This is a genomic window from Candidatus Pantoea deserta (assembly GCF_003813865.1).
Classification (GTDB): Bacteria; Pseudomonadota; Gammaproteobacteria; order Enterobacterales; family Enterobacteriaceae; genus Pantoea; species Pantoea deserta.
In genome coordinates, this window is sequence record NZ_RMVG01000009.1 from 162,629 (window position 1) to 178,316 (window position 15,688).

General features: G+C 56.0%; 13 protein-coding genes. 6 read left to right on the forward strand and 7 right to left on the reverse strand.

From position 1 onward, the window contains the following. Positions 1–36: 36 nt before the first annotated feature. The 3 genes from BBB56_RS13300 to BBB56_RS13310 form a co-directional block, all read right to left on the reverse strand. Positions 37–1,503 carry a pyridoxal phosphate-dependent decarboxylase family protein gene (locus tag BBB56_RS13300; protein ID WP_123801427.1) on the reverse strand — a complete coding sequence of 489 codons (1,467 nt, stop codon included), beginning with the start codon at positions 1,501–1,503 and terminating at the stop codon, positions 37–39. Positions 1,504–1,521: 18 nt separating this feature from the next. Beyond that, complete coding sequence (locus tag BBB56_RS13305) at positions 1,522–2,904, reverse strand: diaminobutyrate--2-oxoglutarate transaminase (protein WP_123801428.1); 1,383 nt, start codon at positions 2,902–2,904, stop codon at positions 1,522–1,524. A gap of 443 nt (positions 2,905–3,347) precedes the next feature. Continuing rightward, the gene (locus tag BBB56_RS13310; protein WP_123801429.1) at positions 3,348–4,232 is read right to left on the reverse strand and encodes a LysR substrate-binding domain-containing protein; all 885 of its coding nucleotides are present in this window, start codon (positions 4,230–4,232) and stop codon (positions 3,348–3,350) included. 98 nt (positions 4,233–4,330) lie between these two features. Between BBB56_RS13310 and BBB56_RS13315 the strand changes: the two genes are divergently transcribed. The 4 genes from BBB56_RS13315 to BBB56_RS13330 all read left to right on the forward strand — a co-directional run bounded on the left by BBB56_RS13315 (position 4,331) and on the right by BBB56_RS13330 (position 7,969). After that, positions 4,331–4,648: a carboxymuconolactone decarboxylase family protein gene (locus BBB56_RS13315; protein ID WP_123801430.1), complete on the forward strand. Its 318-nt coding sequence runs from the start codon at positions 4,331–4,333 to the stop codon at positions 4,646–4,648. After that, positions 4,639–5,028: a tautomerase family protein gene (locus tag BBB56_RS13320; RefSeq protein WP_123801431.1), complete on the forward strand. Its 390-nt coding sequence runs from the start codon at positions 4,639–4,641 to the stop codon at positions 5,026–5,028. Before BBB56_RS13315 ends, BBB56_RS13320 begins: the two co-directional genes overlap by 10 nt. Then, the gene (locus tag BBB56_RS13325) at positions 5,025–5,543 is read left to right on the forward strand and encodes a DUF4865 family protein (protein WP_123801432.1); all 519 of its coding nucleotides are present in this window, start codon (positions 5,025–5,027) and stop codon (positions 5,541–5,543) included. Before BBB56_RS13320 ends, BBB56_RS13325 begins: the two co-directional genes overlap by 4 nt. 101 nt (positions 5,544–5,644) lie before the next feature. After that, entirely contained in the window at positions 5,645–7,969 is a 2,325-nt protein-coding gene (locus tag BBB56_RS13330; protein WP_123801433.1) for an FdhF/YdeP family oxidoreductase, read from the forward strand. A 23-nt stretch (positions 7,970–7,992) separates the two neighbouring features. Here the strand turns inward: BBB56_RS13330 and BBB56_RS13335 are convergent, their stop codons facing one another. Further along, complete coding sequence (locus BBB56_RS13335) at positions 7,993–8,856, reverse strand: oxidoreductase (protein WP_123801434.1); 864 nt, start codon at positions 8,854–8,856, stop codon at positions 7,993–7,995. 87 nt (positions 8,857–8,943) lie between these two features. Continuing rightward, positions 8,944–9,705 (reverse strand): hypothetical protein, encoded by a 762-nt coding sequence (locus BBB56_RS13340; protein WP_123801435.1) that lies wholly within the window; start codon positions 9,703–9,705, stop codon positions 8,944–8,946. 312 nt (positions 9,706–10,017) lie between these two features. On the opposite strand from BBB56_RS13340, the gene BBB56_RS13345 reads away from it, so the two are divergent. Both BBB56_RS13345 and BBB56_RS13350 read left to right on the forward strand, forming a co-directional pair. After that, the gene (locus tag BBB56_RS13345; RefSeq protein WP_123801436.1) at positions 10,018–11,565 is read left to right on the forward strand and encodes a sensor domain-containing diguanylate cyclase; all 1,548 of its coding nucleotides are present in this window, start codon (positions 10,018–10,020) and stop codon (positions 11,563–11,565) included. Between the two features lie 332 nt (positions 11,566–11,897). Continuing rightward, the gene (locus tag BBB56_RS13350) at positions 11,898–12,128 is read left to right on the forward strand and encodes a hypothetical protein (protein ID WP_123801437.1); all 231 of its coding nucleotides are present in this window, start codon (positions 11,898–11,900) and stop codon (positions 12,126–12,128) included. On the opposite strand, the gene BBB56_RS13355 is transcribed toward BBB56_RS13350, so the two are convergent. Next, positions 12,125–14,689 carry a bifunctional diguanylate cyclase/phosphodiesterase gene (locus BBB56_RS13355; protein WP_305036974.1) on the reverse strand — a complete coding sequence of 855 codons (2,565 nt, stop codon included), beginning with the start codon at positions 14,687–14,689 and terminating at the stop codon, positions 12,125–12,127. The genes BBB56_RS13350 and BBB56_RS13355 overlap by 4 nt on opposite strands. A gap of 145 nt (positions 14,690–14,834) precedes the next feature. Beyond that, positions 14,835–15,419, reverse strand: coding sequence for a flagellar filament capping protein FliD (gene fliD / locus BBB56_RS13360; RefSeq protein WP_233593034.1), 585 nt, complete (start codon positions 15,417–15,419; stop codon positions 14,835–14,837). Between the last annotated feature and the right edge of the window lie 269 nt (positions 15,420–15,688).

A 15,688-nucleotide genomic window follows, 5' to 3' on the forward strand; every position in this document is an offset into this window, starting at 1 on the left:
CTCAGGTTATCGGCTTTTGCGTTCTGCCTGTGAGGGTTAGCCCACCAGCGGTTTCGCGGTTTTCTCAACCAGCGCCAGCAGAACTTTAATATCCTCCAGCGTCACGGTCGGGTTAAGCAGCGTCAGCTTCAGGCAGGTTACGCCGTTATGCTCGGTCACGCCCACGTTAGCGCGGCCCGACTCCAGCAGCGCGTCGCCGATACGCTGGTTCAGTAGCGCCGTTTCCGCCAGATCGCGACAGCCGGTTTCCGGATGGAAGCGGAACAGAACGCTCGCCAGCTGCGGCTTCATAACCAGCTCCAGCAGCGGATGCGCACTGACATACTTCGCCACCTGCTGCGCCAGCGTCACGCCGTGATCGATAATCGCCGCATACTGCTTCTGACCCAGCGCTTCCAGACCCATCCACAGCTTCAGCGCGTCAAAACGACGCGTGGTTTGCAGTGATTTAGAGACCAGATTCGGTACGCCTGCCTCTTCGTCGAACTCAGAGTTCAGGTAAGCCGCCTGATAACGCATCAGCTCATAGTTCGCCGCATCTTTCAGCAGGAACGCGCCGCAGCTAATGGTCTGGAAGTACTGCTTGTGGAAATCCAGGGTAACGGAATCCACTAACTCCAGACCGTCCAGATAGTCGCGATATTTTTCCGACAGCAGCAGCGCGCCGCCCCATGCTGCATCGACATGCACCCAGATATTGTTCTGGGCCGCCAGCGCGGCGATGTCGCGCAGCGGATCGATCGCGCCCGCATCGGTGGTGCCCGCCGTGGCGACAATGGCCAGAATCTGATCGCCATTGGCTTTCGCCTGAGCGATCTTTTCTGCCAGGTCGGTGACGTCCATGCGCGCATAGTCGTCGGTTTTCACCTGGGTGACGCACTGATAGCCGAGACCAAGCAGCGCCATGTTTTTTTGCACGGAGAAGTGCGCATTCTCAGAACAGAACACTTTCAGCTTACGCAGGTCGCCCGTCAGGCCATCCTGCTGAACCGAGTGTCCCTGACGAGCGAAGAAGGCGTCGCGCGCCAGCATCAGCCCCATCAGGTTGCTCTGGGTGCCGCCGCTGGTGAAAACGCCCGCATCGCCCGCTTCATAGCCGACCTGCGCGCGCAGCCACTCGATCAGCTTCATCTCAATGATGGTGGCCGACGGGCTTTGATCCCAGGAGTCCATGCTCTGGTTAGTGGCGTTGATCAGCACTTCCGCCGCCTGGCTCACCACCAGGCTCGGACAGTGCAGATGCGCCACGCACTGCGGATGATGCACCGCCAGGCTGTCTTTCAGGAAGAACTCAACCGCGCGCTCAATGGCGGCCTGGTTGCCCAGACCGTGTGGATTGAAGTCCAGCGCAATGCGCTCGCGCAGCTCAGCGACGGTTTTACCCTGGTACATCTCAGGCTGCTTAAGCCATTCAACAACGGCTTTGCTGCTCTGCTCAATCACCTGCTGGTAGGCTTCAATGCTCTGCGCAGAACCGGCCAGGATCGGGTTTAATTCAGACATGATCTTCTTCTGCTCCACTTAAACCGGCTTTACGCCCGCAGCCAGCAGCGCCTGCTCGAATTTATCGAGGAACACTTCCAGCTCATGGTTGGTGATCAGCAGAGAAGGCAGCAGACGCAGCACGCAGCCGTGACGTCCGCCGCGCTCAAGGATCAGGCCGGCTTCAAAGCATTTCTTCTGGAGCAGCGCAGAGAGATCGCCGTCCGCCGGATAGCAGCCCAGCTGATCTTTCGCTTCGTTCGGCTTAACGATCTCAATACCGATCATCAGCCCCAGGCCGCGAACGTGGCCAATAACCGGGAAGCGCTTCTGCATCTCAGCCAGTTTGCCTTTCAGCCACTCGCCTTGCTCAGCCACTTTACCGGCAATGTTCTGCTCTTTCAGAATCTTCAGCGTGGTCAGGCCGGTCGCCATCGCCAGCTGGTTGCCGCGGAACGTCCCGGTGTGGTGACCCGGCGCCCAGGCGTCGAACTGTTTTTTAATGCCCAGAACGGCCAGAGGCAGACCGCCGCCTACAGCTTTAGACATCACGATAATGTCAGGCTGAATGCCAGCGTGTTCAAAGGCAAAGAATTTACCGGTACGCGCAAAGCCCGCCTGAACTTCGTCGATAATCAGCAGAATGCCGTGCTCTTCCGTAACTTTACGGATGCGTTGCAGCCACTCGGCAGGTGCCGGGTTCACGCCGCCTTCACCCTGAACGGCTTCAAGGATCACCGCCGCAGGCTTACGAACGCCGCTTTCTACGTCATTGATCAGGTTTTCGAAGTAGTAGGTCAGCGCTTTCACGCCCGCTTCGCCGCCAATGCCCAGCGGGCAGCGGTAAAGGTGCGGATAGGGCATAAACTGCACTTCCGGCATCATGCCGTTAACGGCTTCTTTCGGCGACAGGTTGCCGGTCACAGAAAGCGCGCCGTGCGTCATACCGTGGTAGCCGCCGGAGAAGGCGATCACGCCAGAACGGCCGGTGGCTTTTTTCGCCAGCTTAATAGCGGCTTCTACGGCGTCAGCGCCGGATGGACCGGTGAACTGAAGCTTGTACTCTTTACCCTGGCCAGGCAGCAGTGACAGCAGGTATTCAGAGAACGCATCTTTCAATGGCGTCGTCAGATCGAGAGTATGTAACGGCAAGCCGCTGGTAATGACATTTTGGATGCTCTGCAACACGTCAGGATGATTGTGGCCCAGCGCCAGCGTTCCCGCGCCTGCCAGGCAGTCGAGATACTCTTTATTGTCGGCGTCGGTGATCCATACGCCTTTCGCCTGGGTAATCGCTAACGGTAACTTGCGGGGATAACTTCTGACGTTTGATTCGAACTCAGCCTGACGGGCCAAATAGGTTTCATTGTTTGCGTTTGAAGTGGCATCTAAAGAATCAATACGGACTTTATCCGTCATCATATCTCTCCTACAACCGGGGCAATCTCATGTGCCGCAGTTGAATAAATGTAAAAAAAACGGGTTACCTGATTTTAGGCGCGGCCAATATAGAGCTTTTGCGTTTCTGGCTCAATCTTTTATTTTGTTTAGATTTGTTTGCGCTTATTTAAACGAATCCTTTCTAAGCCGGACGGCTGGGATGAGAGCATCGCCAGGCCTGATAGCGCCGGTGTTAACAGGGTGTAACAAGGGAGCCAGAGGAGAGTGAAAAGTTGAATCCATCCTCAGAAAATCGTGGAAGAAACAGGCAATTAAACGCCTGTACTGTTGATGTTATAAACAAACGACTCGGTAAAAATTATCACCTGGTAAATTAATCCGCAGCGCGAAGGTTAAGTTATATAAAAGACTTAACCTTGCGTGCGGGAAACATATTTAAACTAAATTCTTTAAAAGCCCGATCTTTAGCGAAGCAGGAAGGGAACAAGCGCACCGGAAATGGAATCCTGCAACAGGCTTTGGGCTTTATGATCGAGATTGCGATTGAGCCACAGCGTAATGCCAAAGGTACCTGCCGCAGGCAGCGGGCCATCAGTAACCTGAAGAGAGGACGGCAGGCCGACTGGAGAGCGCAGCGTAATGCCCAGCCCTGCCTGAACCGCCGCCCAGATGCCGCTGAGACTCAGGCTGGTAAAGGCGACGCGCCAGGCTATCCCGGCGCGATCCAGTGCGGCAATGGCGCGCGAACGCATCAGGCAGGGGGCATCAAACATCACCAGAGGTAATGGTTCGCCGCTTGCCAGCAGGTCAGCGACATTGAGCTGCGGGGAACCAATCCACACCAGCGGACATTCGCCTAAAAAATCGCTGTCCTCAATGGCCTGTTCGGGCTGCCACAGCAGGGCGATGTCCACGCTTTTTTCAGTTGCGGCCTGTCGTAGCGCGCGGTTGCGCTCGATCCGCGCGGTAATGTTAAGCCCTGGGTGCTGGCGACTGAGCTGACTCAACAGACCTGGCATAATGGACTCGCCGAAGTCTTCCTGCATGCCAATGCGCAACTCGCCGTTGAGCTGCTCGCCGCGCACCGCATAGTGCGCTTCGTCATTTAACGCCAGCAGGCGACGCGCATAGCTCAACATAATCTCGCCGCTGGGCGTTAATGCGAGCTTGCGGCCTTGCTTTACCACCAGTTCAGCCTCGCACTGCATTTCCAGCTTTTTTAGCTGCGCGCTGACGGCAGAGGTCGAGCGGCATAGCCGTTGGGCGGCAAGCGTAAAACTGCCGTATTCGATGCCCGCGACAAAACTTCGCAGCGCATCCATATCCAGAGAGACGGGGAGCTTAGTCATATCATCCTGCTTTTTGGGATGGTCTGTGCTGAATAATTTGATTTTAAGGATGGTAGCAGAAGACGACACTGAGAGAGAGCGAAAAAAGAGGAGTCGTCATGAACCATCACATCGTTCGCAACAGCCTGAAGCAGCTGTCGCCCAAACTGGCTGAAATCACTGAAAACGTGCTGTTTGGCGACATCTGGCAGCGGGGCGTGTTGACGCCGCGCGAACGTAGCCTGATTACGCTGGCGTGCCTGGCCGCGCTGGGGCGAGAAAAGCAGCTTGCCTGGCATGTTCATTTCGCGAAACAAAACGGATTAGGGGCGGAGGAGCTGAGCGAGGCTTTCACTCATCTGGCTTTCTATGCGGGCTGGCCCGCTGCCGTTACCGCGCTGAGCTATCTGTCTGAGGAGAACCGTCCATGCCGCTAACGCGTATCACGCTTCATCAGGACCTCAGCGCCGCCCACATTGCGACCCTCTCAGAGATCCTGCACAGCACGCTGGTGGAGACCTTTGACGTGCCTGTACAAGATAAATTTCAGATCATTGAGCGACTGCCCGCTGCGCAGCGTATTTATGACCGGCACTATCTGAGCGGTACGCGCAGCGATAATTTCATCCTGTTTACGCTGCTGGCCGGCAAACCGCGTTCCGCAGCGCAAAAATCCGCCCTGTATCAACGGCTGACGCAGCGTCTGGAGCAGCAGCTCAATATCCATCCCGATGACGTTATGGTGGTCATTCAGTTCAACACCACAGCGGACTGGAGCTTCAGTAACGGAAAAATGCACGTTGAGGAGACGCCATGATCGCTATGCAATATCGCATCATACTGCCAGCTGATTACGACATGGATATTATTGAGCGGCGCATCAGAGATAACGCGGCAAAACTCGATGGCTTTCCGCATCTCTACTTTAAAGCTTATCTCTATGCGCGCCGCGATGACGGCGCGCCCGCCAACTGCTATGCGCCGCTCTATGTCTGGCAGAATACGGCCGGTCTGACGCGTTTTTTACAAAGCGCGGGTTTTGCCAGACTCATAGCGGATTTCGGCTGGCCGACCATCACGCTCTGGCTGACGCTGACCTGTCCTGAGCGTGAGGCGCTAATCCATGCGCGCTTCGCTGCGCTGCATTACGACGCGGTCAAGCCCTACAGTGATCTAGCCACGCTCAATACCGATGCCGCGCTGACCGGCTGGGATGTTCACCACCAGACGCTGCTTCAGGCCGATTTTGCAGACGACAGGGCATGCCTGCGCGGTGATATTTACCGTATCGGCTATGTAGCCTGCGGCCAGACGTTATGCGAGACGCGGTAACATTCTGAAAGAATAAATTTAACATCTTTGTTGCCGCCGCCGCCGCAGCTGAAGCCTGCTCGCCTACGCTAAAAAGGTTTAGCACTGGAGAGCCATGTCGTATGAAACATCAAAACAGAAACATTGGTATTGCGCCTTATGGCGGCTCAGCAGGCGGCTGGGGCGCGTTGAAAGCGGTAGCGGACGCGATTCGCGGCCAGATGTCAGTTAAGCAGGACGTGATTGCGCTGTTTAAGGTTAACCAGCCGGAAGGATTTGACTGTCCTGGCTGCGCCTGGCCCGATCCGCAGCATCGTTCCTCCTTTGAGTTCTGCGAGAACGGCGCCAAGGCGGTGTCGTGGGAGGCCACCAATAAGCGCACCACGCCGGAATTTTTCGCCGCGCATACCGTCAGCGAGCTTTGGCAGCGCAACGCCTTTGAACTGGAAGGCGAAGGGCGCTTAACGCACCCGATGAAATATGATGCCGCCAGCGACACCTACCAGCCGATAGAATGGGAAACCGCCTTTAGCGAAATCGGCGCGCTGCTGCGGAGCTATGAGGATCCTGACAGCGTCGAGTTTTACACCTCTGGCCGCGCCTCCAACGAAGCGGCTTTTCTCTGGCAGCTGTTTGCCCGCGAATACGGCACCAATAACTTTCCCGACTGCTCAAACATGTGTCACGAACCCACCAGCGTCGGGCTGCCGCAGTCGATCGGCGTAGGCAAAGGCACGGTAGAGCTGGAGGACTTCAATCACTGCGATTTAGTGCTCTGCATCGGTCATAATCCCGGCACCAACCATCCGCGCATGCTGGCGACGCTGCGCGATGTGTCGAAGCGCGGCAAAACCATCGTCGCGATCAATCCGCTGCGCGAGCGCGGTCTGGAACGTTTTACCTCGCCGCAAAGCCCGATTGAAATGCTGTCGATGGGATCGACCCAGCTGGCGTCCACCTATTATAAAGTGCGCGTCGGCGGCGACGCGGCGATGCTGAAGGGCGTGATGAAGTGTCTGCTGTCAATGCATGACAAAGCGCTGGCGGCGGGCGAACCGGGGGTGCTGGACCTTGATTTTATCCGCCAACACACCGAAGGCTTCGACGCGCTGAAGGCCGATCTGGACGCCACCGACTGGGACCATATTTTGAAAGTTTCCGGAATGGAGCGGGATGAGATTCAAAATATCGCCCATCTCTATGCCGCAGCGGAAAACACCATTATCTGTTACGGCATGGGGATTACCCAACACCAATACGGCACGCAAAATGTCCAGCAGATCGCCAACCTGCTGCTGCTGCGCGGCAATATTGGTAAAAAGGGCGCAGGCATCTGTCCGTTACGCGGTCACTCCAACGTTCAGGGCGATCGCACGGTCGGCATTACTGAAATTCCGCCGCAGTGGATGCTGGACAATATTGAGAAGGTCTTTGGCTTCAGGCCGCCGCAGAAGCACGGTCACGGCGCGGTAGCGGCCATTCAGGCGATGCGTGACGGCAAGGCCAAAGCGCTGCTGTGTCTGGGCGGCAATCTGGCAGAGGCGATCTCCGATCCCCAGGTGACCTTTGAGGCGATGCGCAAGCTCGACCTGGTGGTGCATATGGCCACCAAACTTAACCGTTCGCATCTGCTGCTCGGCAAGCATAACTATCTGTTTCCGGTGCTGGGCCGCACTGAAATCGATCGTCAGGCATCGGGCGAGCAAAGCGTCACCGTCGAAGACTCTATGTCGATGGTGCACGCTTCGCGCGGCACGCTGAAGCCTGCGTCACCCCATCTGAAATCGGAACCGGCGCTGGTGGCCGCGCTGGCGAAAGCCACGCTGCGCAACTCACGGGTCGAGTGGGATAAAATGGTAGGCGACTACAGTTTTATTCGTGATGCCATTGAGGCTGTCTTCCCAGGCTTTGACGAGTATAACCAGCGCATCATGAAGCCAGGGGGTTTTCGCCTGCCTGTTCCCGCCTCGCAGCGCAAGTGGATGACGCCGAGCGGCAAGGCGCAGTTCAAGGTGATGCAGGGTATCAACGAAGACCCGCGTTCGCTGAAGTGTCACGATCTGGTGCTCACCACGCTGCGCAGTCACGATCAGTACAACACCACGCTGTATGGCCTGAACGATCGCTATCGCGGCGTCACCGGTCGGCGCGACGTGCTCTTTATGGCGGCTGATGAAGCCGAAAAGCGGCAGTTTCGCGTCGGGGACAAAGTCAATATGGTCGCGCTCGATCCGCAAGGCAATCGTACTGCGCGGCGGCTGGATAACCTTACCGTAGTGGTATACGACATGGCGCCGGGTTCGGTGGCGGCTTACTACCCCGAAGCCAACGTTATGGTGCCGCTCGACAGTCATGACACCGAAAGCGGCATTCCTGCCTATAAAAGTATTCCGGTCGAACTGGAGCTGTGCGAGGCGCCTGCCGAAACCTCAGGCGCGCTACGCTAAAAATAAAGGCCGCATCAGCGGCCTTATTTTTTCGCAATCTCATCCAGTGTCTTGATCGCCTCATCCGGTAAGGTCAGCTGCGCCGCCGCCAGGTTTTCACGCAGATGCTCTGGCGATGACGTGCCGGGGATCAGCAAAATATTCGGCGAACGCTGTAGCAGCCAGGCGAGCGCCACCTGCATTGGCGTGGCATTAAGCTGCTGCGCCACCTGCGTAAGCTGCGTTGACTGCAACGGCGTAAAGCCGCCCAGCGGGAAAAAGGGCACGTAGGCGATACCCTGTGCGGCCAGCGAGTCGATCAGGGGATCATCTTCGCGATTGGCGAGATTGTAGAGGTTTTGCACGCAGGCAATCTCGGTTAGCTGCTGCGCCTCTTCAACCTGCCGCGCCGTCACGTTGCTCAGCCCAATGTGGCGGATAATGCCTTGCTCTTTCAGGTTAATCAGCGCTTTTAGCTGCGGAACCAGCGAGCCTTCAGCCGGTTTTTGCGGGTTGAGCATGCTGCGCAGGTTTACCACTTCCAGCACCCCAAGATCGAGATGGCGCAGGTTATCTTCAACCGCGCTGACCAACTCGTCCGGCGTAAATGCAGGCAGCCAGCCGCCTTTCGCATCACGCCGCGCGCCCACTTTGGTGACGATAATAAGATCTTCCGGGTAGGGGTGTAGCGCCTTGTTAATCAGTTTATTCGTCAGGTGCGGACCGTAAAAGTCACTGGTATCGATATGACGGACGCCAGCCGCTACCGCATCACGTAGCACCTGAATCGCACGCGCTTCATCTTTGGGCGGACCAAATACGCCGGGTCCGGCTAGCTGCATGGCGCCGTAGCCGATACGACCGACTTCATCGTCACCCAGACGGTAGCGAAGGGAAATCTGAGACATAGCAACCTCCTGAATAAAAATACTCAGTAAGTGTAACCGTTGCGGGCACTTTCAGCAGAACAGGGTGACGGGAAAAAACGCGGCCGCTCAGGCAACCGCGGGGAGCTGCGGGTAATGGTGATGCAGGCGGCTGTCTGGTCCGCATAGCATGACGTGCTGGCCTTCGGCAAGACGCGTAAGGAAGTCCTGATGCATCACCTCGGTGATGCCTGCGCCGCACCATAGCAGATGATGTTCATGATCGTGCGCGCCGACGTCCACAGCCGCAGCCAGCGGACGCAGTTCTACCCTGAATCCCTGACTGCTGAGCCTGATCGACTCCAGCCAGACTTCAGTCTTATCTCTTTCGCTCAGGCTTTCCAGCAGCAGCGGAACAGCAGCGAAACGCTGCGAGCTACGGTTGACGCTGTCGGCGTGATCGAGGATTAGCAGGTGAAAGCGCGCCCTGCGTCGATCTGCCCCGGAACGCGTGTCGTCGCGCAGCCAGTGATTGAGCGGCCGCAATAGCTTAAGCACCAAATCATCGCCGGTAAAATTACTGGCCAGTTTGCGCAGCAGACGCGTCAGGGAGTGGTCGCTGCCAAACTCCAGCTGCCACAGCATGTCACCGCGCCTTGCCGCCCAGCCTCCGGTGCGCACGGGCAATTGGGCATCCTGCGCTATTTTGATCTCCCTGATCGTTGCGCCCTCTCTGGTCATCTGCGTCATATGCAGAACGTCCTGAAGCTGAGCGTCAGACCACTCCTGGGCTGCGCCAGCGCCTTTAATTAGACCACTGCGATACCAGCGTTTTAAATTAAGGCGATCGGCGCCTGACAGCGCGCAGATGGTTTCTGAAGAATAGGTCATGTGCTGTCCTTAATCGGAAAGCGAATAGCCACTGGTGCATACAGTGGATGAATACACAGTGTGAACCTGCAAAGTCCAAAATGATACAGCATAAAATATTGTTTTAACTGGCGTCTGCGCCGTCGTGCACAAATGCCGTTGCGAATTAGCGACTTAAAGCCTGGCTGGCGAATATGAAACTTTTATTAGAGATGCACCTTTACCTTTCCTGAAACAGGCAGCGCGCGCGCCAGATGAATAAGTTGCCCGAATGCCCCATCCTGGTGTCTTACATGTGCTTAACTCATTAAGAGCATTTAAACAGGACACAATATGAAGCTAAAAAGGAAAGCTGACCGGCTAAGGTCGCTAAATCGCTCGCTACCGAGAATTATCGCGTTATCCGGCATCATTCTTACTCTGGCCGTTATTGGACTCAATATCTGGACGCTGCGGGAAACCTGGCGCGATACCCTCAATCAGGCGCAGCAGATGGCGGTCAACCTTTCACTTTCCCAGGCGCGCCAGGCGGATGACACGCTGCTTCAGACCGAGCTATCGCTGCGCGAAGTTCAGCATAAAGTACTGGATCAAGCGTCGACAGGTGTGGATGGCGCGGCGCTCAGCCAGACCATGCGGGAGCTACAGAGTCGCCTGCCTCAGCTGCACGGTCTGTTCTATTACGATGCTCAGGGTAAATGGATAGCCACCTCTGAAAAGGTGGTGCCGCAAAACATCAATAACTCCGATCGTGAATATTTTCAGTATCACCGCACTAACCCGCGGGACAGTGTCCATATCGGACCCGTTATCCGCAGCCGCAGCACTGGCGAGCTGGTGATACCGGTTTCGCTACGTGTTAATGACAGTTCAGGCGGATTTAGTGGCGTGCTGCTGGCGACCATTCGGGTCGATTATTTTCGCCGTTACTATAGCTATTACGAAATGGGCGCGCGTGACGTGCTGGTGCTGATGCTGCCGGACAGCACGGTGCTCTATGCCCGTCCTATGCCTGACAGCTATATTGGCAAAAATCTCTCTTCAAGCCGTCTGTTCCAGTCTCTGCTCGCTAAATACGACAGAGGAGGCGGTCAGTGGCATGCGGCGCTCGACGGTCAGGCCCGCGTGTTTGGCTTCGCGCGTTCAGAGCGTTATTCGCTGGTTGTCGCAGCGGGCTATGACAAAGACAATCTGTTTATCAGCTGGCTCAAGGCGCGAGTCAAAGATGTTCTGCTCGACCTGGCGCTCTTGCTGGGCATTATGCTGATGGGCGCGTACGTATTGACCCAGGCGCGTCGCAGCGCCCGCAATCAGCAGGAGCTGACGCGCCTGCGCGATGAGCTAACGGCAGCCAACCTGTCGCTGGAAAACCTGGCGAATGCCGACGGGCTGACCGGGCTGGCAAACCGCCGTCAGTTCGACATCTTTCTGCAACAAAGCCTGTTAAATGCTGCGGAGCGCAACGAGCCGGTATCCTTGCTCCTGATGGATATTGACTACTTCAAGCGCTACAACGACACCTATGGACACGTCGCAGGCGATGTCTGTCTGAAAACGGTGGCCGACGCGCTCAAAGAACTGGCGATGCGCAGCAGCGACAAAGTGGCGAGATATGGCGGCGAAGAGTTTGCCATTATTTTGCCGGGCGCCACGCAGCTGGACGCGCTCTATATCGCCAGAGAGGCCGTAAAAGCAGTGAGCGCGCGCAATATTGCCCATAACTCATCGTCTATTGCCGCGCACGTCACGCTGAGCGCAGGCTGCGCCACTTTTATGCCAGACCGCGATCGTCTGGATCCGCAGGCGCTGATTGAAAAAGCAGACGAAGCGCTCTATCTGGCGAAGCACGGGGGACGCAACCAGGCGCGGCGCTACGGCTAGCGGCGGTCGCCTGTCAGGAAAAAGGCGTATCGGCGATAACCCTGGCGGCGCCTCTGACAAGTATGGGCGCGAGAATCAGGTCTGGTAAGATCTTCGCGTCAATCTCGCTTGCCCCTTCAGAACTCGCCAGTCCACAATTTTCTCTCTTCTTCTGACCAGAGCTGGAGAAGCATTTCCCGGAATTTTTCAGCGGCGGAGCTAAGGGTGTTGCCTCTTTTGAACACCAGCCTCAGCATCCTTCTGATAACAGGATCGACAACAGGCGGCTAACGATCACCGGGTGTTCTTCTAACGGCATCGCCAGTTTAGATGAGGTTTTTATCGGTTCCTGCATGACTAAAATTGCGGCTAAAGAGACTTGTCGCTATCTCAGCTTTAACAAGCTTCAGCAACAGAGTGAAAAAGCGGAAGGCGTAATACAACTCTTTAATTTAGCTATCAAACTTTTCCTGACGCCCAGAATTCTTCCATTGCGCGTCAAACCTCGATTTAAAACGTCAATGAAGCGTTTTATCTGGCGAAACAGGGTTGCCGTCATCGGGTTTGACGCTGTGGGGCATTAAACAGCCTCAGAGGAAATACAGTACGCCGCCACAATCTCCTCCAGCGGCTGAGGTTTGCCGATGTAGTAGCCTTGCAGCGCATCGCACTCCAGCTTCTGAAGCAGTTCCATCTGGCGCGCGGTTTCAACGCCTTCCGCGGTAATCGTCAGAGAATAGGCTTTACCCAGTCCCACCATGTTTTCTACGATTTGATGCGCCTGCGATGAGTCATTAAGCGGAAAGATAAAGGATTTGTCGATCTTAATGCCGTCAAACGGAAAGGTATGCAGATAGCTCAGCGAGGCGTAGCCTGTGCCAAAATCATCGATTAAAAACTTCACTCCCAGCGCCTTGATCGCCAGCATGACCTCAAGCGTGGTGTCAGGATCCTGGAGCATGGCATTCTCCGTTACCTCAATCTCCAGGCGATGGCTTGGCAGCCCGGTTAACTCCAGCGCGGTACGGATACGCTTAGGCAATCCCTTATCGCGAAACTCAACTGCGGAAAGGTTAACCGACACCGCCAGATCCCGGAGGTCACGCCGCGCATCTGCGCATGCCCTGTGCAACACCCAGTCGCTGAGTACGCTAATCAGGCCCGTTTCCTCTGCCAGCGGAATAAACTGATCGGGCATCAGGATGCCGTGCTGCGCATGATGCCAGCGCACCAGCGCCTCGACCGCGGTCACGCGCGCGCTGCGGACATCGTAGCGCGGCTGCCAGGCAAGCCGAAGCTGGTCGGTCTGGATCGCCTCACGCAGCTCGCGCTCCATCTCGCGGCGCTGGACGATTTTTTCCCCCATATCGCGCTGAAAGAATACCCAGTTATTGCGCCCGGCATTCTTGGCTTTGTACAGGGCAATATCCGCGTAGCGCAGCAGATCGCCCGGATTATCAGCATCCTCTGGCGCCAGCGCCACGCCAAGGCTTGCGCCGATAAAGACTTCCCCTCCGTTAATGGCGAAGGGCAGATTGATTTGCGCAATGATACGGCGGCAAAGTTCCTCGATCTCCTCGCGGCTGTTAGCGTCAAAGACGATCATAATAAATTCGTCGCCGCCCAGACGGGCAGTCATACCGGCCTCATTCAGGCAGGCGTTAAAACGCGCGGAGACGTCATGCAGAACGCTGTCGCCTGCGGCATGACCATAGAGATCGTTAACGGGTTTGAACTTATCCAGATCGATCATGATCACCGCCAGCGGGCAATCGCCATGCAGGGTTCCGTTGAGTTTGCCCGCCAGACAGGCGTTCATCTGCGCGCGGTTGGGCAAGCCCGTTAGCTCGTCAAACTGCGAGAGGTATTTAACGCGCGCCTCTGCTTCGACTTCTAAGGTCACATCAGTCGCCGTGCCGCGATAACCTCTCTTGCCATGCGCCAGCATCACGGGCCGCAGCGTCAGATTGCAGAAGCGAATATGCTGCTGCGCGGAGCGGTAGCGGCAGCGTGACAGGATCACCGGTTCGCCGGTCTCGTCGTGCTGCGCCAGGCGCGGCAGCAGATCGATATCGTCCAGTAAAAAACGGTGTAGCGGCTGGCCGAGCCAGGCCTGGCTATGATAGCCGGTCACCGCAGGGAATCGTCCGGAGATCCACGTAAAGCAAAGCTGCGCATCGGCCTCCCAGATCCAGTCGGTAATGGTCTCCGCCACGTCGCGAAAGCGCTGTTCGCTGGCGGTCAGCGCCTGCTGACTCTGCTCCAGCAGAAAGGTGCTGACATCGCTGTGCCGTGCTTTTCGCAAGGCGTTACGCATCAGCATAAACGCGGTGAAAAAGGTGCCGCACATCATCAACACCAGCAGCGGCAGCAGCCAGGTCAGCAGCGCGCCGCCGGGATTATCGCTCTGCCATTTCAGCATCACCGTTCCACCCATAGTCGGCACGCGATACAGATGAATATCCTGCGAAGCGGCGTAGGTAAGCTTTTTGATGCCGTACTCATCCCCCATGTTCTCCAGCTTCGCGGGCGTCAGCCGATCGATAAAAATCATAACCGAGTGCGCGTCTTCGACCGAATCCACGCTGCGATCGCCGCCGGGGGTGATCCAGGCCGCACCGACCAGCGCGACCTGACCGCCCGCCACCAGCAGGCGCGACAGGGCATTGCCGTCGTTTTGCCGCAGCAGATCTGTAAGGCGTTTGAGCGAATCTTGCCCCAGCCATGCCTCAATACTTTGCCGCTGTAGCCTGCCGTTGAGCACGCTGTATCGCGTTCGACCATCGGGACCGATAACAAAAACGCCTTCATAGCCAAAGGTCTGAAAAAGCGATTCGCCCAGATTCTGGTTACGCCACGCCCAGTCGAGATTCAGCGTGAGATGCAAATTGTCATAGGCTTCTCCCCATTCCGCATTATCGCTCAGGTGAAAACGCATACTCTCTTCGCGACTGGCGAAGGCTTTGTCCAGCAACAGCACGCTGTGCTGGTCGGCCTTATCATTAAGATCGTCTGCGACGCAGAGAAGCGCGGTAAACCCGGCAAAGAAAGAGAGGCCGAGCAGAGCCAGCATCAGAATCATGGGCTTTCTGACCAGGCCGCGCGCGCGTCCGTCAGCAGGAGGATGCAAAGAGAGAAAAGTCATAACGGTTCGCCGCGCCTGATAGATAAAAGTGCATCTGGAATATATGTTGTTGTTATCGGCAACAGAGGCGCTGGGCTTCAGCGTTGTCAGGCAGGAATGAGAGATAATACAGGTCCGGCGGCAGAGTGCGCCGGATCCGAAAAGATTACTTGTTGCTTTTACTCATATTATCAAACTGTTGGGTAAGATAAGAGCTGGTGTTGTTCAGCGCGCTCATTACCGTATCCAGGTGGGTAAACTGCGTTTTGTAGCGGTTGATGGTCGCATCAATCTTTTTGCTGGCCTGGTTATAGTGATCCGTCAGCTGATTAAGCTTTTTACTGATGCTGTCGGTCGCGCTCTGTAGCACGCCTTTGCTGTTAAGGATCGCGCTCAGGCTGGTGGCCATACCGGTAGCGATGCCGCTTTTCTTGCCGTCTCCGGTAAAAATATCGCGGATGGCGTCTGGCTTCACCGTCAGCGCGCTGCCAAGCTTGTCTGCATCCAGCTTAAGCTTACCGCTGGCGGGATCGGAGGCAATACCTGCCTGAGTCAGCGTCTTGTAGACAGCCGAGCCGGAACCGTTAGCGAGAATGCCTTTTAACTGCGTCTGGATAATACGCAGCGTACCGTCGCCCAGCAGCGCGCCGTTTTTACTGTCCTGATCTTTTCCGGCATCGACCGGCGTGTATTTGGTCAGGTTCGCCATGGTGTCCTGCAAGCCGTTACAGGCGTTTACCCAGTCGGTAATGGCGGTTTTGGCTTTACCGGTGTCGCTGGTGACGCTCAGCGTCTGAAGCCATACGAAGCCACTCTCCTTTCGAATAATGCTTCCTTAATGTATTAAGTTTGGCCAATTCAGCATTGTTAAGACAACCACCAACACAATAAATTCGTAATTTTTTTGGTAGTAAGTTACACTTTGAGTTTGAATATTTTGTATCCTTAGCATTCAAAAAATGCGATTGTTCATTTGCCATATAAACTCTTTTTATATGTTATATTTAAAGTAATCAACTA